The sequence below is a fragment of the Candidatus Hydrogenedentota bacterium genome (assembly GCA_016791475.1).
Lineage (GTDB): Bacteria > Hydrogenedentota > Hydrogenedentia > Hydrogenedentales > JAEUWI01 > JAEUWI01.
The window spans coordinates 11,029-31,403 of the sequence record JAEUWI010000013.1; the positions used below are offsets into that span (position 1 = coordinate 11,029).

General features: G+C 63.6%; 20 protein-coding genes. 17 read left to right on the forward strand and 3 right to left on the reverse strand.

Going from position 1 to position 20,375, the window contains the following annotated elements:
- Nucleotides 1-145: 145 nt before the first annotated feature.
- Both JNK74_08865 and JNK74_08870 read right to left on the reverse strand, forming a co-directional pair.
- On the reverse strand, nt 146-1,246 hold the full coding sequence (locus JNK74_08865; protein ID MBL7646283.1) for an SPFH domain-containing protein: 1,101 nt from the start codon (nt 1,244-1,246) through the stop codon (nt 146-148).
- 158 nt (nt 1,247-1,404) lie between these two features.
- Nucleotides 1,405-1,785, reverse strand: a complete 381-nt coding sequence (locus JNK74_08870; protein MBL7646284.1) for an ATP synthase subunit I — start codon at nt 1,783-1,785, stop codon at nt 1,405-1,407.
- Nucleotides 1,786-1,925: 140 nt separating this feature from the next.
- On the opposite strand from JNK74_08870, the gene JNK74_08875 reads away from it, so the two are divergent.
- The 6 genes from JNK74_08875 to JNK74_08900 all read left to right on the forward strand — a co-directional run bounded on the left by JNK74_08875 (nt 1,926) and on the right by JNK74_08900 (nt 10,850).
- The gene (locus JNK74_08875) at nt 1,926-2,411 is read left to right on the forward strand and encodes a low molecular weight phosphotyrosine protein phosphatase (protein MBL7646285.1); all 486 of its coding nucleotides are present in this window, start codon (nt 1,926-1,928) and stop codon (nt 2,409-2,411) included.
- A 3-nt stretch (nt 2,412-2,414) separates the two neighbouring features.
- Complete coding sequence (locus tag JNK74_08880) at nt 2,415-3,272, forward strand: fructosamine kinase family protein (protein ID MBL7646286.1); 858 nt, start codon at nt 2,415-2,417, stop codon at nt 3,270-3,272.
- Between the two features lie 115 nt (nt 3,273-3,387).
- On the forward strand, nt 3,388-4,236 hold the full coding sequence (locus JNK74_08885) for a transglutaminase family protein (protein ID MBL7646287.1): 849 nt from the start codon (nt 3,388-3,390) through the stop codon (nt 4,234-4,236).
- 536 nt (nt 4,237-4,772) lie between these two features.
- Nucleotides 4,773-8,489, forward strand: a complete 3,717-nt coding sequence (locus JNK74_08890) for a M4 family metallopeptidase (GenBank protein MBL7646288.1) — start codon at nt 4,773-4,775, stop codon at nt 8,487-8,489.
- Between the two features lie 127 nt (nt 8,490-8,616).
- Nucleotides 8,617-9,831, forward strand: a complete 1,215-nt coding sequence (locus JNK74_08895; protein MBL7646289.1) for a PD40 domain-containing protein — start codon at nt 8,617-8,619, stop codon at nt 9,829-9,831.
- Entirely contained in the window at nt 9,828-10,850 is a 1,023-nt protein-coding gene (locus JNK74_08900) for a hypothetical protein (protein MBL7646290.1), read from the forward strand. The genes JNK74_08895 and JNK74_08900 overlap by 4 nt, the downstream gene beginning before the upstream one ends.
- Here JNK74_08900 and JNK74_08905 read toward each other — a convergent pair.
- Nucleotides 10,826-11,221 carry a response regulator gene (locus tag JNK74_08905; protein ID MBL7646291.1) on the reverse strand — a complete coding sequence of 132 codons (396 nt, stop codon included), beginning with the start codon at nt 11,219-11,221 and terminating at the stop codon, nt 10,826-10,828. The genes JNK74_08900 and JNK74_08905 overlap by 25 nt on opposite strands.
- 288 nt (nt 11,222-11,509) lie before the next feature.
- On the opposite strand from JNK74_08905, the gene JNK74_08910 reads away from it, so the two are divergent.
- The 11 genes from JNK74_08910 (at nt 11,510) to JNK74_08960 (ending at nt 20,320) form a co-directional block, all read left to right on the forward strand.
- Nucleotides 11,510-12,757 (forward strand): hypothetical protein, encoded by a 1,248-nt coding sequence (locus JNK74_08910; protein MBL7646292.1) that lies wholly within the window; start codon nt 11,510-11,512, stop codon nt 12,755-12,757.
- Nucleotides 12,758-12,966: 209 nt separating this feature from the next.
- Nucleotides 12,967-13,716, forward strand: coding sequence for a hypothetical protein (locus JNK74_08915; GenBank protein ID MBL7646293.1), 750 nt, complete (start codon nt 12,967-12,969; stop codon nt 13,714-13,716).
- A 108-nt stretch (nt 13,717-13,824) separates the two neighbouring features.
- Nucleotides 13,825-14,019 (forward strand): hypothetical protein, encoded by a 195-nt coding sequence (locus JNK74_08920; GenBank protein MBL7646294.1) that lies wholly within the window; start codon nt 13,825-13,827, stop codon nt 14,017-14,019.
- A gap of 17 nt (nt 14,020-14,036) precedes the next feature.
- Entirely contained in the window at nt 14,037-14,747 is a 711-nt protein-coding gene (locus tag JNK74_08925; protein ID MBL7646295.1) for a hypothetical protein, read from the forward strand.
- 140 nt (nt 14,748-14,887) lie between these two features.
- Nucleotides 14,888-15,268, forward strand: a complete 381-nt coding sequence (locus JNK74_08930) for a hypothetical protein (protein ID MBL7646296.1) — start codon at nt 14,888-14,890, stop codon at nt 15,266-15,268.
- Between the two features lie 57 nt (nt 15,269-15,325).
- Complete coding sequence (locus tag JNK74_08935; GenBank protein ID MBL7646297.1) at nt 15,326-16,372, forward strand: hypothetical protein; 1,047 nt, start codon at nt 15,326-15,328, stop codon at nt 16,370-16,372.
- Between the two features lie 95 nt (nt 16,373-16,467).
- Entirely contained in the window at nt 16,468-16,881 is a 414-nt protein-coding gene (locus tag JNK74_08940) for a hypothetical protein (protein MBL7646298.1), read from the forward strand.
- A gap of 31 nt (nt 16,882-16,912) precedes the next feature.
- Entirely contained in the window at nt 16,913-17,596 is a 684-nt protein-coding gene (locus tag JNK74_08945; GenBank protein MBL7646299.1) for a phage tail family protein, read from the forward strand.
- 2 nt (nt 17,597-17,598) lie between these two features.
- The gene (locus tag JNK74_08950) at nt 17,599-19,338 is read left to right on the forward strand and encodes a thermonuclease family protein (protein MBL7646300.1); all 1,740 of its coding nucleotides are present in this window, start codon (nt 17,599-17,601) and stop codon (nt 19,336-19,338) included.
- A 14-nt stretch (nt 19,339-19,352) separates the two neighbouring features.
- A complete protein-coding gene (locus JNK74_08955; protein MBL7646301.1) occupies nt 19,353-19,874 on the forward strand; it encodes a hypothetical protein in 522 nt (173 codons plus the stop codon).
- A 98-nt stretch (nt 19,875-19,972) separates the two neighbouring features.
- Entirely contained in the window at nt 19,973-20,320 is a 348-nt protein-coding gene (locus JNK74_08960) for a hypothetical protein (protein MBL7646302.1), read from the forward strand.
- Nucleotides 20,321-20,375: the final 55 nt, after the last annotated feature.

Below are 20,375 nucleotides of genomic sequence, written 5' to 3' on the forward strand. Positions count from 1 at the left end.
AAGACTCATAAGACTCATAAGACTCATAAGACTCATAAGACTCATAAGACTCATAAGACTCATAAGACTCATAAGACTCATAAGACTCATAAGACCCATAAGACCCATAAGACCCATAAGACCCATAAGACCCATTTCTTCCCCATCACTCCGGCAACGGCGGCGGTCCCTGCTGGAAAATCCCGGCCAGTTCCGGCACCTGTCCGGCGGCCACCCAACTGGCCATGCCCTGGGCCCAGACCAGCGTTTCCGCCGTTAGTGCGCCCTGCTGGGCCTGTTGCTTCAGCAGCGCGACGGCGAAAGGACCCGTCTGCTGGCCATTCACGGCCACAAAATAATTGGTCTGGCCCGGAATCGGCGGCGGTCCCGCGGGTGCGCCCTGTGGCTGCTGCTGTCCAAAGCTGTTCGCCATCTGGTTGGCCATGGCGAAGCCCATGCCCATCCCCATGCCACCGCTTGCGTCGCCTCCCGGATTCTTCGCTGCGGCTTCCATCGCGTTGGCCGCCTGGAATTGGGTGTATTGCTGCAAGTTGCCGATGACGCCCATGCTCGTGCGCTTGTCCAGCGCCGCTTCCACTTCCGGCGGTAGCGAGACATTTTCCACCAGCAAATTGGTCACGTCGAGGCCGTAGGCTTCAAAGTCGTCGTGGAGCCGCTCCGAGGCGAACTTGCCGAGTTCGTCGTAGTTCGACGCCAGGTCCAGCGCGGGGATCTTGCTCTCCGCCACCAAATCCGAAAAGCGCGCCACGATAATGTTGCGAAGCTGCTCGGTGATTTCTTCCTTGGTAAACTGGCCATCCGTGCCCACGATCTCTTTAACGAAGGCCACCGGATTGATGACGCGCATGCAATAGGTGCCAAACATCCGCAGGCGCATGGGTCCAAATTCGGCGTCGCGCAGCATGATGGGGTTCTTCGTGCCCCACTTCAGATCGGTGAAACGGCGCGTGCTGATGAAGTAAACCTCGGCCTTGAAGGGGCTCTCAAAGCCATGACGCCAGCTCTGGAGCGTGGAGATGATGGGGAGGTTCTGGGTGTTCAGCGTGTACATGCCGGGATTGAACACGTCCGCTATCTTGCCCTCGTTGATAAAGACCGCCACCTGGCCCTCGCGCACCGTCAGCTTTGCACCGTGCTTGATCTCGTTGCCGTGCCGCTCGAAGCGGTGGACCATGGTGTCGCTCGTCGGGTCCAGCCATTCGATGATGTCCACCAGCTCGCCGGTGATTTTATCCCAGATACCCATGGCAGCGTTCTCCCCAGGGTTTATACATGATAGGTCAATGCGCCCAGTCTACAAAAGTGTCCGGGGCGAAGTACAACGATAGGCCCGAGGTTATTCGGCGACAATCGGCGCACCCTCGGAATCGTGCCGACCGCCCCGCGCGGCATGACTGCGGGCGCTTACTCCGCGCTTCCGCCTCGCCGCAGGAGACCATAGCCTATCATCACGACTTGGACCAGCAGAATACCCAGAACGGTCGCGATCAAACCGTGATAAGTGGTCCGATCAAAGGTCCACGCCAGCGAAATCGCCGCGCCATAGCAGCCCAGCCGGATCAGCGCCCACTTGAAGGCGTACAACTCCAGCTTCTCCGCGCCCGGCGTCGTAAGCACGCTCATGTTCCGCGCCGTGATCCAGAAGCCGACCACGCCCGCGAAGCCCCCCAGCAGGAGGCCCTTGGCGATGTTCGGATCAACCGGCCATGCCGCCGCCGCCCCGGCAAAGGCCAGCAACAGGGTATAACGCGCCACCGCGGCGCGAAAGGCATTCAACGATTCCACGTTCGTCTCCCAGGCTCGATCTAAAGGCGAACTCTATCATCCAGCATGATTTTTCTGCAATAATAACGGCCCGATCCGCCACTTGATTCGTAATTCCCAATTCCCAATGCCTAATTCATAATTCTCCCCAGGAGCCAGCCTTGTCGAAAATAAACGTCCTTTTTGTCTGTCTCGGCAATATCTGCCGCTCGCCTACCGCCGAGGGTGTATTCCGCCAACTTGTCGAGCGGGAAGGGCTCGCCGACACCTTCTTCATCGACTCCGCGGGCACCAGCGGCTGGCACCAGGGCGAGCTGCCCGATGCCCGATCCATGAAGGAGGCCCTGCGCCATGGCGTCGACCTGAGCAACCAGCGCTCCCGCGCCGTGGTCGACGCCGACTTCACCCGCTTTCACTACATTCTCGCCATGGACTACGCCAACCTGAAAGAGTTGAAGAAGCGCTGCCCCGAAAAGCTTCAGGGCCGCCTCGCCCTCTTCACTTCCTTCGCGCCCCAGCTCGGCATCGCCGAAGTGCCCGATCCCTACTACGGCGGTGCCCAGGGCTTCGAAAACGTCTTTCGCATCGCCGAGGCCAGCGCGAAGGGACTCCTCCAGGCCATCCTCCGCGATCGGGCCCTCGCCTGAGCCATGGCCGACTTCCTCCACGAGATCGTCGTCCGTGAACTCGGTTCGGCCATCACCGCCGCGCGACCCCTCAGCGGCGGCTGCATCGGTGAAGTCTCCCGGCTCGAACTGGCCGACGGCAGGCGCGTCGTGGCCAAGGTGGATCGCGGCAAGGCGCCTCGGCTCGATATCGAAGGCTACATGCTGCGCTACCTCCGCGAACACAGCGCCCTGCCCGTGCCCGAGGTGCTCTGGAGCGAGCCCAAAGCCCTCGTCATGACCTTCGAGCCCGGCGACAGCCACTTCAGCGCACGGGGGCAGGTCCACGCCGCGGAATTGCTCGCCGCCCTCCACAGCGTTGCCGCGCCCGACTGCGGCCTGGAGCGCGACACCCTCATCGGCGGACTCCACCAGCCCAACCCCCTCACGTCGTCGTGGATTGAGTTCTTCCGCGAGCACCGCCTCCTCCACATGGCCCGCCTCGCCCACCGTGAAGGCCACCTGCCCGCACCGCTCCTTGCCCGCATCGAGCGCTTCGCCGCCGACCTCGAAAAGTTCATCGCCGAGCCGCCCCATCCGTCCTTGCTCCATGGCGACGTGTGGACCACCAACGTCCTCGCGGAAAATCATCGCATTACCGCATTTCTCGACCCCGCCGTGTACTATGGGCACCCCGAAGTAGAGCTCGCCTTCACCACCCTCTTCGGCACCTTCGGCCCCGCCTTCTTCGAGGCCTACAACGCCCTTCGACCCACAGAGCCCGGCTTCTTCGAAGTCCGGCGCGACCTCTACAATCTCTATCCCCTCCTTGTCCACGTGCGCCTCTTCGGCCCGAGCTATCTGAGCGGCGTCGCCGCCGCCATCGCCCGCCACGGCTACTGAGGCCCCGCCCACGGGTTTTGCGCGCCCTCGCGTCCCGTTTGGGTCTGGGCCGTCCCGCTGTGTACAATTGCGTCAGGGCGGGTCTCACCCAAGCTGCGCCCGAGGAAACCGCGACATGGTGAAAAGCGAACAACTGTCGTATCTGCTTCAACTGCTGGATGATCGATCCCCGGTTGTGCAGGAAGCCCTCGCCCGGGAATTTTCGGCCTACGGCCCCGCCCTCATGCACGACCTCGCCCGGCTCGCCGCCCCCCCGAATGAGGCCGCCCTCGACCAGATCCGTATGCTTATCGCCAGCCACGGCCGCCAGGTTCTCCGCGCCTCCTGGGACGCCTGGCTCGCCCAGACCGAAGGCGATCCCCTTGATCGCCTTGAGGCCGCCCTCGCCCTCATCGCCGAGTTTCAAAACGGGATCGGCTACGAACCCGCGCTGGGCCCCCTGCTCGACAGCCTCGCCGATGAATTCCGTCGCCGGGGCGGAACCATGGACGAAGAAACCCTCGCCCGCTTCCTCTTCAAGGAAAAGGGCCTGGAGGGGGATCGCTCCAATTACTACCACCCCCACAACAGCAACCTGATCTACGTCGTCGAGGCCCGGCGCGGTCTGCCCATCAGCCTTGCCTGCGTCTACATGCTCGTCGGGCGCCGCCTGGGCTTCCAGATCGGCGGCTGCAACTGGCCCACCCATTTCTACGCCCGTGTCATGCTCCGGCACCGCCTCATGCTTGTAGACTGCTTCAACGGCGGTCGCATGATGGACCGCGAGTCCTTCTTGAAAATGCAGGGCCCGTCGAAAGACGCCGCCGAGTCCATCGTGGACGAGACCGCCTCCGTCGAGGCCATCGTTATCCGCGTACTCGGCAACCTCGTCCGCGCCTACCAGCAAATCTCCCACGAGGCCAATTCCCGCCTCATGATGGAGCTACTCCGGGACATGGAGGGGCACTTCGGGGCCCGGCGTTGAAAAAGCACGCCCCGAAACACACACCGCCCGTTCTGGCAGGGCCACCCGACCCCCAAAGACCCGCTACCGGCCATCCAGCCCCGGTAATTGCTGGAGATCCAGGTCAGTATTCGCAGATTTATTGTAATATACCCTATGCGTCGAAGGTTTTCCTTGACTTATCGTATCGTATTGGTGTAGAAGGGTTAAGGTAAAAAATAGTACGATGGAAAATATTCTGTGTTAACCGGTATCTCTTGTCAGATGGCGAGACGATTCGGTGTCGATGCGTGGAGCGCGGGGAGACCACCCTGCCGGCCGGGCCGGGAGAGCCGACGGTTGCGGCAAGTGGCACGAAATGATGACCCGTTGCCGGGTGCAATGATTACAGGACCACCCCTGTATTCTGGAAGCTTTTAAAGGAGATTGTAGATATGCGAGGACTTAGGGCTGGAGCATTGACGGGATGTGCTGCTCCTGAGCCGAGTGGGCGGCGGCCTGCTTTGCGCGGTGTGGTTGCGGGGTGCTGTTCCCTCCTTTGGGTGGTGCTATCCGGCATGGGAACGGCGCAGGCCGAGCCGCTGGTCGTCGAAGAGGGCGCTGTTGGCGGCGTGCTCGAAGTTCTCGACGCGCCCAACGCCACCGAAGCACCGGTGGTCCACGAAACCGAGGAAGGCTTTATCCGATTCCTCGGCGCCCCTCCCGGAGGTCGCTTCATCGCGCGCGAAGACGGCAAAGCCGCCGGCGCGAAAGGTCTCGCCGAAACCTTCCTGCAGGACCATGGCAAGGCCTTCGGCGTTCTCAGCACCGCCACCACCTTCAAGTCCCGCACCGAACTCGGCCGGAGCACCTCCAGCTTCGTTCGGCTCGACCAGTTCTACGGCGACCTCCCCGTCTTCGGCGGCCAGGTGGTCGTCCAGGTCGGCCAGGACAACGGTATCCGCAATATAATGAGCGATATCATGCGCGACACCCGCGCGCTGGATGATGGCAGCATCAGCCTCGCGCCCACCGTTTCCAGCGGCCAGGCCCTCGCCAACGCGGCCAAGTATTTCTCCGATCAGACCACGGCCTTCAGCGCGGCCGATTTTCAGGGCCTGGGCGAAGCCACCCTGCAGATCTTCCGCCCCTCCGTACTCGGACTTGACGGCCAGACCCGCCTCGTCTGGAATCTACGCATCGTGGCCTCCGGCCCCGAAGCAGTGGACAATGTCGTCCTCGTCGATGCCCACACCGGCCAGGTCGCCTTCTACTACTCCAAGCTTGAGCATGCGCTCGACCGCCGTATCTTTGATGCCGATGGCTCCTTCATTCTGCCCGCCACGCCCGCGCGCGTCGAGGGCGACGGCGACACCGGAGTTCCCGCCGTCGACGATACCTACGACTACCTCGGCGACACCCACGAGTTCTACTTCGGCGAGCACAGCTACGACAGCTTCGACGGCAACGGTTCCCCCATTGTCGCCACCGTCAACGTGCCTTTCCTGAACGCGTGCTGGGGGTGCTCCCTGGCTCCCGGCAGCCTCGATGAAGGCACCGGCGATATCAACGAAATGCTCTTCGGCACCGGCTTCACCCTGGACGACGTGGTGGCCCACGAGCTCACCCACGGCGTGACCCAGTCCACCTCCGACCTGATTTACGCCGGCTACTCCGGCGCCATCAACGAGTCCTTCTCCGACATGTGGGGCGAGTGGGTCGACATCACCAACAACAGTCTCAATGACACCCCGGCCAACCGTTGGATCGTCGGCGAGGAACTCGACCCCTATATCCTTCTCCTCTTCGGGCTCGACCCCGTTATTCCCGGTCTTCGGAATATGAAAGACCCCACCATCAAAGGCCACCCGGACCGCCTCGGCAGCCCGCTGCTGGTGAACCCCAACAGCTTCTTCGACAACGGCGGCGTCCACATCAACAGCGGTATCGGCAACAAACTCTGCTACCTGCTCACGGATGGCGACACGTTCAACGGATACACGGTCGAGGGGCTGGGCGTTTCCCTCGCCGCCGACCTCTTCTTCGGCACACAGTTTCTCCTCACCCCGGCCGCGGACTACGACGACCTCTTCCTGGCCCTCGGCGCCTCCGCCGTGGAGCTCGGCCTGTCCTTCGAGGAGCGTCTCAATATCTCCAACGCGGGATACGCCGTAGAAATTGTTCCCGCCTTCCTCCAGGAAAGCGGCCTGCGCAACCTTCGCGCACAGTCCACCGAGGACACCTCCGGTAACCCCGTGATCGCCCTCAGTTGGAGCAACCCGGATTCCAGCCTGTTTACCGAAGTGGTCCTGGTGCGCAACCCCACCCACTTCCCCACGGACCTCAACGACGGCGAAGAATTGGCCCGCGGCACGCTCAGCCAGTATCTTGACCGCGCCGTCGTCGCCGGGGATACCTACTACTACAGCGTCATTGCCGACCTCTCCAGCGGCCTTCCACAGGTGGTCTCCACCCTCGCAACCGCCGGGGTTGCCGCGAGCGACGCCCTCACCGAGTCCTTCGGCAGCGACCTCGATTTCACCGGCCGCAACGCCGTTGATCTCTCATTCAGCCAGATCATCTTTACCCCCGTCGGGCGCCCGACCAACGGCCAGGGCAACTTCAACAACTACGAAGCCACCTACGTCCCCAACGCCTTCGCACTGCCCGTGGCGCGCGAAGACAGCGAGGGCCGCGCCCGCGACATCACGACCCCCCAGGACTCCGGCGTCCTCATCGGGCTCGGCGCACACCGGGTACCCTTCTTCGGACAGCCCTACTCCCAGATCTTTGCGGCGTCCAACGGTTATATCGCCTTCCAGGGCATCGGCCTCGACGATACCCTGAACTACCCGAGTCTCGAATCCCACTTCGCCATTCCGCGCCTGTCCTACTTCTTTGCCGGTTCGGGCATCTTCGGCGACCGCATCGCGTCCTACGCGGGCGGTTCCATGTGGTATCGACTCCTCGACGACCGCTTCGTACTGACCTACGAAAACGTGCCCCAGTTCAATTTCCTCTCCCCGAACTCCATCGGCTCCACCAGCACCGTCCAGGTGGAAATGTACTTCAGCGGTCTTATCCGCATCACGTACCTCGACGCCGTCGCCACCCGCGCAATCATCGGTCTCTCCGATGGCCGAGGCGTCCCCGTCGACCCGGCGGAGCTCTTCCCCGACATTATCAGTGTCGGCGGGCTCACCGACTTCACCGAGCTCCCCGCTGAAAACGAACTGCTCAGCATTGACCCCGTTCCCGCGGTCGTCGTCGACGCTGGCGAACTGGCCGTCTTCGATGTCGCCACCTCGGGGCCGGTCGGCGCCGCGACTCCGGCCCTCCTCTCCGCCACCTGGGACGGTCCCGGCGGCGTGCCCTTCGCGGACAACGGCGACGGCACCGGAAAGTTCTACTGGCAGACCGCGGTCGCCGACGAGGGAACCTACCTCGTCCGCGTGATTGCCGCCAACGGCGATCAGACCGCCTATCAGGATATCGTCGTGCAGGTGGGTTCCGTGGTCCTGCTGCCCCAGGCCGTCAATCTCCAGGTGATCACCGGCGAGCCCGGCGAAGATCCCGGTGAAGACCGCGCCGTGGCCGATGAAAGTTCGCTCCTCGCGGCCTATGAGTATACCCACGCCCAGCAGACCGACGTGGTCAGCCTCTTCGATGAAGGCAACTCCGTGATCTACTGGTACCGCAACGACCAGGTCGTGACCAGCCTGACCAACCGCATTCAGGTTTCTCCCCAGGCAACCCGCGGCGGCGACGTCTGGTACTTCGGCGTGGTCCCCGTGACCCTCTCCGGCATCTCCGGCAATATCACCTACTCGCCCCGCATGACGATCTCCGGCATCCCCGAGATTGTCTCCGTCACGCCTCCCGTGGGCGGCGTTTCCGGCGGTGAGCTCGTGCGTATTTCGGGTTCCCGGTTGTCCGCGCCTATCTCCGTCACCTTCGGCGGCGTACCCGCCACCAGTGTGCGGGCCCTCAGCGCGGGCGAGTTGGAAGTCACCACGCCGCTGCACGCGTCCGGTGCCGTCGACGTGGTGGTGAACACCATCGCGGGCCCCGGCATCCTGCACAACGGCTACACCTACCTCGGCGCCGATCAGTTGATCCAGGTGACCGATGTGAACGGCGACGGCAAGATCAACGCCCTCGACGTACAGATCGTGGTGAATGCCGTCTTGCGCATCCAGGAAAAAGCGGTCTCCGTCAACCCCGATGCCAACCGCGACGGCCAGGTGAACGCCTCCGACATCCAGGTGGTGGTAAACAAGGCGTTGCACCGATAGACCGCCGCTAAGTACACTATCCACGCAATCGCCGTGTGACTCAGGTCACACGGCGATTGCTTTTCAAGGCTCCGGCCGCACACCCCAAAGCCCCAACAAGGAACACGAGCTTGCCCCAGGTGGCCCCATGCAGTTAGTCGCCCTCTTCTGTGCCCTCGCGGGTACCCTGACCCAGACCCCTGAAGTCGCTTATGTCGATTGCGCCGCGGGAGAGGGCGGGGCCGTGTTTGTTGTGGCCGCCGATGGGGGAGAAGCACGCCAGGTCGGCCCCGGCACGCAGGATGGCCCCCCCCACTGGTCGCCCGATGGCGAGTGGCTCGCCTTTGAAACCGCCATCCCAGAAGGACGGGGCATTCACGTCGTGCGGGCCGACGGCTCCGGCGGACGCCTCGCAGGTTCCGGAGCCTGGCGTACTTCGCCCGCCTGGGCCACCGACAGCGCCCGACTGATCTACGGCAGCGCGCCGGCCCCCGGAACCCCGGGCCAGGTCCGCGTCCTCGATCTGAACAGCGGCGAAGACACCCCCTGGGGCAATGGCGCCGTCGGCATCGTCGCGCAGGTCTGGATGCCCTTCAATGACCTCATGCTCTTCCTGAGCCCCGAAACGCCCCTCAAAGTCGACGGCGTGGACGTTCCGCGCTTTCGCTCCGAGGCCCGCATGGAGGTGGAGCAGATCGAGGCCGAGATAACCCCGGAGGCCTTCCTGGCCATTCGCCTCCTGCCCGACAGCGCGGGCGATCGACCCGTTATCCGCACCGACCTCGTACTCGTGTCCCGAAGCGAAGTGCTGCCCTGGCTCGCCGTCGCGGACAAGGATCGCGCGGCCCGCGGCGCGACTGTCTGGGGGGTCACCCCCAACTGGCGCAAACAGACCCATGGCCCGGCGTCGGCCGACGCCCCGGAGTTCGGCGCCTTCCCCCTGGAGGAAGTCGGCCAGACCACCCGCATCGCTTTCGAATCCAACGAAGGCGGCGACCGCGAAATCATGGTACTCGTCGGCAAGCGAGGCATCGTAAACGTCTCCAACCATCGCGCCGCCGACTGGAACCCCGTTTGGTCCCCCGATGGAGACAATCTCGCCTTTGAGTCCTTTCGCGGCGGGACCCGGGGCATCTACAACGTCTATACCGATACCGCACACGTCACGCCCCTCGCGGTCGATCCCGTGGCCAACTGCTGGTCGCCCGCCTGGTCGACCGACAGTCGGGCCATCGCTTTTGTCTCGGATCGCGGCGGCCAGGCCGAGATCTATCGCGCGGGCGTCGCGGGAAATGAATGGAAACCGATTACAACGACAGGCGGGCCCAAAGCCGCGCCCGCATGGCGACCGGAACGCAAATGAAAGACAGATTCTCCACAATCGCGGTCTTTGCCATCGCGCTCCTCGCGGCCGCGGCAGGCGCGTCCGAGGCCATCGAGTGGCCCCGCCTCGGAAGGCCCGCCGTCACCGCACCCAAGGGCCTGCTAGAAGTCGGTGCGCGCGAAGAGGGCGCACTCAGCCTCGAACGGGAAGGCCGCCTCATACCACTCAATGCCAACTGGTTCAAGGCCCCCGGAGCCATCCATCGGGGCCGCGCCGCAATCCCCGAGGCGATCGCCCCCGGTCGCTATGGCCTCCAACTCGTCAGCCCCGGCGGAACCAGCATCCGAAAAGGCGCGGTGCACATCCTGGCCGATACGCCGGAAGAATACGACATCGCCGTTGTCCGGGGCGCATTGCCCGCTGAAGGCGCCGCCGGAGAATCTCCATTGCCCGGCGACCTGCCCGCGCGCCTGGCGGAAGCCCAGGTGGCGGCGGCCCTTATAATCGGGCCCCTGACCCCGCGGGGCGCCGGAGAAGACTACCAGGCGTTGGAGGCCCTGCTCGCCGGTATCGAAGCCCCGGTTTATCTCTGCCCCCATCAAAGCGATCTTCGCGGCGGGGCGTTCCGCGCGCAATTCGGCAGTCCGATCTACGGCGCACCCTTCGGGCGCGACGGATTTCTCTTTCTCGGCGCCGGACTGCCCGCGGAAGATCCACGGGCCGCGGAATTCCTGGGCGAGGCCCATCTACTGCGGCGCGCCCTGCGCGCGGCCCGCTGGAGTATCGGGGTTGCGGCTGAATTCGGGCTCGGTTGGGATCTCCATGCCCAGATGGCCCTCTTCGTGGACGATCCCCTCAACGCGCTCATCGCCGGCTCGGTCGCCCCGGGGCTGGGGGCCACCGTGCCCTGGGGGGGGACCGCCTTCGTGCTCCCCGCCGAAGGCCCGCGCGAAGCCATCACCGTCGTCAGCGTCACCCCCACCGGGATACGGCTGCGAAAAGAAGCGGCAACGGAACAGACGCCCCCGGCCCCTCAGGATGAAGCGCCCGTGGAGTGAAGGTGCTTGTTCAGCCGCTCTTGAAGGCTCGCCTTCGTTACCGGCTTGCACAGGATATCACTCGCCCCCGCCTTGATCGCCAGCGCAAGATGCTTCCGCTCCTGATCCGCCGTACAGACGATCACCGGAATATGGGCCGTCGCGGGATTGGACCGGATCCACTCGCACACTTCGAAACCCGACATCTGGGGCATCAGCAAATCGAGAACCACAAGGCTCGGCGGATCCTGCTTCATCGTCTTGATCGCGTTCGCGCCGTCCGGCGCATCCAGCACGTCATAGCCCAACGCGCGAACGATACCGGCGATCATCCGGCGCATGAACGCCGCATCGTCAACCACCAGTATGTAGCCGCTGTTTGCTGGCGCCATGGCCCGTAATCCTCCCGACCCATAGTGGACCTACCGGGGCCGCCCCGACAGGCAGGCCTGGCGCATCGGTCTCGCGTCAGGCTCCGGTCGAAGGACCGGATCACTCCAAGTATACCAGAGGTCCAGACCAAATGCAGGGGCCTCCCGCGATCGGCGGAGGCCACCCTGCGACGTTGTTCCAAGTCCCTGAGACTAAAGCTTTTCCCCGGAACTCGGGTGAACGTCCGATCCCTGTTAATGGCGGGCGCTCACGGCCCGGTAACCAGGAAGGATGGGAGGCCAGTCAATATGGGTCGATGGAATCAATGGTTTGGAATTCACCGGCGGCGCGTCGAGAAGCCCGCTCCGCAAGCACCAGCGGGTCTCTTTAAGACCGTCAGCCGATCGGCGGATCCGGGTGGATTGGGTGCGCACCTCGGCGGCTATCTCGGCTTGCCCGGCGAAACCCCCTTCGCCATGTTGCAAGTCTATCGATTTCTCCGCGACGCCATCCCCGATATTTCCGATGCGATCTGGACCTGGAAGCGCCTTTGCCAGACCGGATGGGACGTGGACTATCTTCACACCAGTTCGGAGGCCGCGCGCACCCGCGCGCAGCGACTCATCGCGGAACTCGACGCCCGCGTAAACAGCGGCGATCGCGGCATGGAGGGCCTGCTCGACATCTTCTACACCTCCCTCTTCACCTATGGTGCCGCCGCCGTGGAGATTGTACTCTCCCAGAGCCGCGAGTCCGTGTTCGACGTCGTACCCGTCGACGTCTGGACCCTCCGCTTCACCCGCGAAGGCGGAAGGCTTCAGGCATGGCAAGTCCTCGACGGGAAAGCCGTCAAGCTGCCCATGGACCGTTTCATCTATGTGGGCATGGACCGCGAAGGCACCAACCCCTATGGCCGCTCCATGCTGCGCTCCATTCCCTTCGTCGTTAAGATTCAGCAGCGCCTGATCGAGGATATGGCCAAGGCCACCCACAACGCGGGCTGGAGCAAGCTCCACGTGCAGTATGCCGGTGAAGACCGCGCGCGCGGCGAAAGCGTTGAAGCCTTCCAGGAACGCATGCGCGCCAACCTGAATTCCCTCCGCGACAAGCTCGCGGGCATCGAAGCCGACCAGAATCTCGTCACCTACGACAACGTGAAGATTTCCATGCTGCGCGGCGATCAGCATGCCCAGGTTTTCTATGACAACCACAAGGCCATCGAAGAACAGGTCATCACCGGCATGCATCTCATGCCCATCCTGCTGGGGCGCAACTACGGCACCACCGAAACCTACGGCACCGCCCAGTTCGAGATCATCAACAGGCAGGTCGAAGGCGTCAATCGCAGCGTCCAGAAACTTCTCGAGCGACTCTACAACTTCGAGCTCGCCCTCATGTGGGGCGAAGCCACCGCCAAAGTCAACATGCGCACCAACCGCACCGTGGACGTACTCAAAGAAGCCCAGGCCCGCGAAAAGGAAATCGGCAACGTGCTCCGCTTGAAAGAAGCAGGCCTGCTGGACGACGAGCAAGTAAGAGCGGCGTTGAGCAGGTAATCCGCCGAAGGCGGAACAGTTGACAGTTGACAGCTGCGCGCACCTCGCTAGTTCTCTCCGTCTATATTTTCGTTTACCTCCGATTCCATACGACCCATACGACCCATACGACCCATACGACCCATACGACCCATAAGACCCATAAGACCCATAAGACCCATCCGTCCCACAAGACCCACAACCCATCGCCACCAACCTGGAGCACCCCCATGTCCTCTTCCCCGCTGTCAACTGTCAACTGTTCCGCCTTCGGCGGATCAACTGCCCTCGAGCCCTTCATCTTCCGCCAGGCGGGCCGTCTAGTCGCCATCCGCGCGGCGCAGGCCGTCGAAAACTCCGACGACCGCGACGCCGCCGTCAACCGCTATGCGCTCCGCGCCCTCGCGCCGGAAGAATACGCGGCTTTCACCCTCGATCTCTGCAACAACCAGATCGACCGCCACTTCAGCCGCTTCCCCGAAGAAGAGCTGGAGCGCATCAATGAACTCGTGCCGGGACGACCCCTCATGGAGCGCCACGACCTCCGCGGCACCCTCCCGCGCGGGCGCTTCTTCCGCTCCTCGTTGCATCGTGAGGGCGAGGTCGTTTCCGTGCGCCCCGAGGTCTACGTGCTCCGCACCGCGGACAATCAGGACTTCATTCTGAACATCGAAGGCGGCGTCTACCGCGAGACTTCCATCGGCTTTTCTTTCCGCATGCCCGAGTGCTCGGTCTGCGGCAAAGACTTGCGCACCTGCGATCACGTGCCCGGTAGAACCTACGGCGACCAAGCCTGTCACTTCATCATGCACGGTGTGCTCGAAGTCGCCGAAGGCTCCGTCGTGTCCTCCGGTTCCCAGGGCACCGGCTTCGTCCGCGAAGGCCGCGATGCCCCGCTGGTCGAAGCGCTCGAAGCGGCGCGGGAAAGCTTTCACCAGCCCATCGAACTCGAAAGCAAAAAGCTTTGGGCGCAAGAGTAGCGCCGTCCCTTCGTAGCGCGCACGCTCTCGACTCGCCTCGGCGCATTTACTCCATCCACCCTGTCCACTACGTACATTCGCTGCGGCGAATCTATAAGGATCTTTCCCATGGAAAAACCAATCTGCGGATGCCCCTATGAGCCGCTGCACGCCGTACAAATGAGCAACGTGCGGGAAGACATCCGCGAAGTCAAAGAGCGCGTCGGCAGTCTGGAGACGACCCTCGCGCGGGGTGTGCTCCTGCTCGTGGCCAATCTCATCGGCGTAAGCATTACCCTCGCGCAACAATTGCTCGCGCGATAACAACAGAAAGGACCGCCATGCTGTATCGATTGACGAGTGAAACCATCGTGGAGAATCCCCTGCCGCCGGGAGAAGACGCGCGGCGCTTCGTGCTTCATCGACACCGCGACGGCGAAGGGGCCCACCTCGATCTGCGCCTGGAGCAGGAGGGTTACCTGATGGGCTTTCGCGTCGATGGCGTCACCCTCGGCCCCGAAAGCTGGGCCACCGTGAAAGCGCCCCACCCGCTCCACTGGCTCACGCAAAACGGCGAGGCCGTGCGCGAAGACGGCGGCACCTATTACTGGGAGCGGGGCGATGCTTCCAGCGGTGGCGTCCTCGTGCTCAGCGGCCAGCGCAAGTCGTTGCGCGTAACCGTAGAGCCCGTGGGTGGCGCAAGCGCCGGGGCCCTTGGGGCACTGCGGGCTGCGGCGGAAAAACTGAACGTGGCCCTGGGGGAACTGGCGGGCCTCGCCGAAGACGGGCGCGCCGCGCGGGATCGCGCCATCGCGCGCTACTGCGGTCTCGGCCGCGAGCTTGACGGCGGCAGCTTTGACGATGCCTGGTGGCGCGCCATGCTCGCGGGCCAGCGACTGCACGTGATCCAGCAGCACCTCCACGGACTGGAAGTGCGCTTCGACAAAAAATATCCGCCCTTGCCCGTTTCAGTGCCGGTGGCGCTCGAAGACGAAGGCGAACTCGCCGGGGTGGGCGGCGCCGAGCGCGCTATGGGGATTCTCTGGGGCTGAGATTCACCGAAATAGGACGGATAAGACCGATAGGACGGATTTGATCAAATCGGTCCTATCCGCCCCATCCGTCCTATCGGTCACACATTCCGGGGCAACTGCCCCAACCAAAACACACAACCCAAAAAGGAGGCAACATCATGGCATTTGGCGATACCGGCGGAGCCGTAACCGAACTCATCATCACCTGTCGCACCCCCGCGGTCGGCGGCGTGGCGATCGCAAAGGGCGACGCGGTGAAACTCACGGGGGCCTACACCATCACCAACGCGACCGACGCCGAAGACGCGGTCTTCGGCCAGGCGATGCAGGCGGCCACAGCGAACGACGTGGGCATCCCCATCAAGGTGCGGGGCATCTGCATCTTCAAGTACACCGGCACCGCGCCCACCGTGGACGGCGTCAAAGGCGTCACCGCTTCGGCCACCGACGGCTCCGTGAAAACGCCCGCCTCGGGCAACGGCAAAGGCATCAACGTGAAGGTGGACGCCACCGCGACGCAGGTCCACGTGCTGCTCTAGCAGGAATGGCGAACAGTGAATTGTGAAATGTGAATTGAAACCAGGGAGAAAATACACATGGCCTATCAGGACACCCAGATGAAAGAGCAGATCCGTTTCCTCGCCCAGGCGCCCGACGCGCTGCGCCAGGTGCGGGGTCAGGGGCTCTACGAAACCCTCAACAACCTGGGGCTCACGCACCAGCATTATTTCCGCGCGCTCGACACCAACGTGCAGGACTACTGCGCGCAGGAGTTCGGCATTGACGTCAATCGGATCACGGTGGACCGCTTCTTTCAGTCCGACCCGAACGCGAAGTGGCTCTTCCCCGATATCGTGCGCGAAGCGGTGATGACGGGCCTGCGCCGCAAGCCGGTGTACCCCGATCTCATCATGCACGACGAGCACATCGAAGGCACGGCCTACGACGTGCCCTATGTCACCGAAAGCGCGGAGAATGAAGAACTCCGCAGCGTGGCGGAGGGCGCGGTAATCCCGGAATCGTCGCTCACCTACGGCGATCGCATCGTGAAGCTCGACAAGAAAGGCCGGGGCGTCCTTGCGTCCTACGAGGCGGTGCGCCGCATGAGCGTGGACATGCTCCGCGTGCATCTCCAGCGCATCGGCGAGCGCCTGGGCCGCAGCCTCGACGCGCGCCTGGCCCACGTGCTGGCCAATGGCGACTCATCCGGCTCGGGCACGGCGCCCGTGTCCATGAACACGGCCACCGCCGACACGTGGACCTATGGCGATCTGATCGCCCTCTACATGAAGCTGAGCCAGGAGCATTACTTCACGCCGACCCACGTGCTCGCGGACACCGCCACGGCCCAGGCGATCCTGAAGTTCGCGGAGATTGCCGACAGCAATCTCTTCGACTTCGCCAAGACCGGCAAGCTGCCCACGCCCCTCGGTGTGCGCCTCGTGCCCCTGGCGGATCAGCCCGCGAACAAGATCACCATGCTCGACGCGGGCTTCGCCGTGCAGAAGCTCACCGAACAGGATCTCCTCGTGGAGTCAGACAAGCTTACCAGCCAGCAGTGGGACCGCACCTATCTCACCGTGGTGACGGACTTCGCCATCACCTATGAGAAGGCCCGCGTGGTGATGACCAGCGACTGGTAAGTCGCGAGCCGCGGGGAGGCAAGGTGCCTCTCCGCGGCGCAACTGAAAATCGGTCCTATCCGTCCTATCGGTCCCACCACAAGGAGCAAACAACCATGGCAAATTTCACAACCGAAGCAAAGGTGCGGCTTGCCGCACAAATCGACGACACGGCCATCGCCAGTACGGCCCTGATCGAAGCGAGCATCACCGAAGCCCACGAAGCGGTTCTGAGCGATTTGGACGATACCATCGATCCGGAGGGTCCGCCCGACGCCCTTGTGCAGGGCGAGACCCTTCTTGCCGTATCAATCCTCCTGCGCGCCCTCGCTTCGCGCGATGCGGTGGAGCAGGTCGAGCTGCAAATCGGAGGCCAGCGCATCGGCGCGGGGCAACGCTTCGCATCGCTGATGACGGTGGCGCGGCAATTCGAGAAAGAAGGAGCCCGTACTTTGGGCCCGTTCGCCGGGAAGCCCGCTGTCCTGCCGCCGGCCGACCTCACGGCAACCACGCCCGTGCTCGGCGTTTAGCGATAAATTCAAACGAAAGGGAGCAAGTCCTATGGCGATCAGCGTAGGAAGCCAGGTCTTCGACGCCGCGACGACCGTGGCGCGGGAGGAATACGAGATAGTCGGCGGAAAGCAGTCTCGGGCCATACGGATCACCGGGGTGGTGCGCGGTAGCTCCAGTCTGGCGGAGCTGATCGAGACCCTGGACTCGATAGCCCGGTCCGCCTCGGAAACGGTGCCAGCCGAGGTATCTCTGCGCGAAGGCCGACGGCTCTTCGCGCGACGGGAGGCGTTTTCCCGGGAGCTGAGTCTCCGTTCACGCGTGGGCTGCTTCGTGCTCGATCTCCGCGCGGACGATGCGTGGGAGGAGTCCGCGGTCCTCCACGAGTCATCTTGGGAAATCGGCTTCTCGGGCGCCACGGTCGATCTATCCAACAGCGGCAACGTCGCGACCATGCCGGTGGTCACGTTGACGGCGGAAAGTGATCTGGAGCTGCCGACGCTTGGCGATGGCACGCGAGCGCTGACCTATCAGGGCACGGTGCCCGGCGGCGCGAGCCTCCTGTTCGACGCCGCAACACGCCGCGTCCTGCTGGACGGTACGGACGTGACGCCCTACACCACCGGGGACTTTCCCCAGTTGGCGCCTGGAAACAACACGCTGGAATACACGGGCGATCCGAGTGGCGGCCACTTCGCCAGTGCGGTCGTTGCCTTTCGTGATCGGTGGTGGTGACGATGCGGTACAGCGTAGAGATTTTCGATCGCGCCGGGCTGCGCGTGGGTAGTTTTGACCAAGTCCCGCTCCTCGAAATCGAGCGCAACGGGCCGGACGGCGTGGACCGTATCGAAGGGCTGCTGCCCCTTTCCCTCGACCGCTTCGGCGTGGGCTACACGGTTCAGGTTTCACTGGATGGCGTGCTTGGGGTTTCGGCACGGGTCGTGGAGTCGCGCCCGGCCTGGGGCGACACCCGGCGGCTCATCCTGGATCGGTATGTGGATTTTCAGGAATTGCTGGCCTTCGTGGCCGAGCGGGATCGAAGCGAGGAAAACCGGCGCGTCGCCCGGAGTTACAAGAATCAGCGCGTGGACGTCATGGTGCGCGACGTGCTCAACAGCACACTGGGTCCAGTGCGCTATTCGGTGGCCCACGAGGGTTACCCCGATGGCGCGGAGCGTGAATATGGCAAGTTCGCCGCGCGCCGTGCCTGGACCGATGCGCTGGAGGTCGGCGGGATCACCACGGGTCAGTGGGTGGATGCCGGCCGCATCGATCTGACCGGTGCGGAAGCTAAGGATGGCGATACCATCTCCGGGCTGGTGGTCGACGGCGTGGCCTGGCCCGATCTCCGCCTGATGATGATCGACTGTGAAGAAACGAGCCTGAACAGTCACGCGATAAAGCGCCACCCGGAGATCGCGGCGTGGACCTCGGACCAGTACGACCGGAGCGCCTACAAGCGCCGTGCCGACGATGCGAAGGCGCGCCTGCAGAACCTGCTGGACACGCGAGGCATCGACTATATCGAACTCAATCCCCATCAGGATGCGAGCGGGGCCTTCGACGACCGCGTGGACGCTTACGGGCGCTACCTCGGGCTGGTTTATGGCGACGGACAGTGCTTCAACGCCGCGATGGTGGAAGAGGGCCATGCGGACGTGTATCTCTATGACGACGGCCGCTACCACGTTCCGGAAATGGCGCTGAAAGACTTCTACGCCTATGTCGGCCCCCATCAGGAATCGGTGGAGCCCTGCTCCACACTCGTGGGCGCCTTTGAGGCGCGGGGCGGCGCGCTCGAAGTATTGACGGCCCTCGCGGCGCTCGGTGGCGGTTATGTTTTTCGCCTGGATACGTTGGGCGTGGTCCACTTCCGGCGCGGCGATCGTGTGGACCAGGTGGTCACCCTCGATCCCGTGCGCACCGGCGTGGAGCTGGGTCATGATTTGCGCGGGCTGGTCAACCTCCTGCGCATTCAGGGCGACCCCATGCATGGCGGCGTGGATGGATACCACGCTGAGGACGACAGCATCGATGCGTTCGGTACGCATTTTCGTTACTTCGCTTACTTCGCTCTGAGCCAGGCGGATGACGCGGAACGACTGGCCGATGGGCTGCTGCGCGATCTCGCCTGGCCGGCGCGCGCGGGCAGGGCCGTCTTCCACCGGGGTGTGGCCGCGATTGATGTGGGTGCCTTGCTGGAATTTCGCGGTCCGGCCCTTGTGGAGCGGGACGCGCCCCTGACCGGTGTGTGGGGTGAAGCGCTGGGCGAGCGCCTCGTGGGCCGGGTGAACCGCGTGGTGCACCGGATTGCCGGAGAAAGCGTGGAGACCCGTCTCGATTTAACCTCACCCTTCCGCTCGGTGGCGAACCCGCTGAGCTTTATCACCCGCAGCCAGGACAGCCTATCGGCCTTCTTTCAGTTTCGCCTGGACGACGCGTCGATTGGCATGGACACGGGATTTCATCTCGACTAGCAAAGGAGTGGCACATGGCCATCAAAGGGCTTTCCTACAACAAGACGATCTGGGCTTTCGAAGAACGCCCGGTTTCCAGCGCGAAGCTCAATCAGTGGGACGACCGTATCGAAGGCGCGCTCGAGGCGGCCTTTCTTTTGCTTAACCATGCATGGGGCGGGGGGGATGGTGTGCTGCACGGCCTGGGCAGCGGGGAACTCGCTGTGACTGCGACCTCGCCGCTGAGCCTTCGGGTGAGCGTGGGCACGGGCTACGCATTTATCGACAGTAACCTTTTTCGATTGAAGGTAACGACCCAAACGCCCGATGTCGTGCCGCCCCTGAGCGACGGGCGTATCGACCTCGTGCAGGCCAATCTGGCCACGTGGAGCATTTCGGTCAAAACCGGCGCCGAAGCGGCCAGCCCCTTGGCTCCGACGGCCGACGACGGGGCGATCCCCCTGGCCCGGCTGATGCTGCGTCCGGGAATGACCTCGATCAAGGACACCGACGATGCCGTGAACGGCTACGTGGTGGATGTGCGGAGTTTTCTCTGAGTTGATCAGACCAATCAGACGGATCCGACCGATCTGAGAACGTCCGGATTGGTCCGAACAGACTGTTCTCGTAAACCCAAAAACCAAGGAGGCAAAAAATGGATATCGATCTGGGCATCACGCTGTTGGGCAGTGCGGTGGGCGCGGTGTGGGCGGGCTTCAAGTCGAGCGACGAGTATCAGCGCGTCCAGCGCCTGCGCTTTCGCAAGGCCCTGCTCGCGCTGGAAAGCGGCGTGGAGCGGACCTACCAGGCCTACGTGAAAGCGATCAAGGCCGGGCGCGCCGATGGCCGCCTGACGGAAGACGAAAAGGCGCGGGCACGATCCCTGGCGCGGACCCGGGCCATCGCCCTGGCGAAGGAGGCCGGGGTCGACTTGCTGCGCACCATCGGCGAAGACTACGTGGACGTGTGGATCGCGAAACTGGTGCAGAAGCGCAAGGGGTAGCCGCCAAGGGGACTGTCCTGCACGAATAGTGACTCGGGCTGCTTGGGGTTTAGGT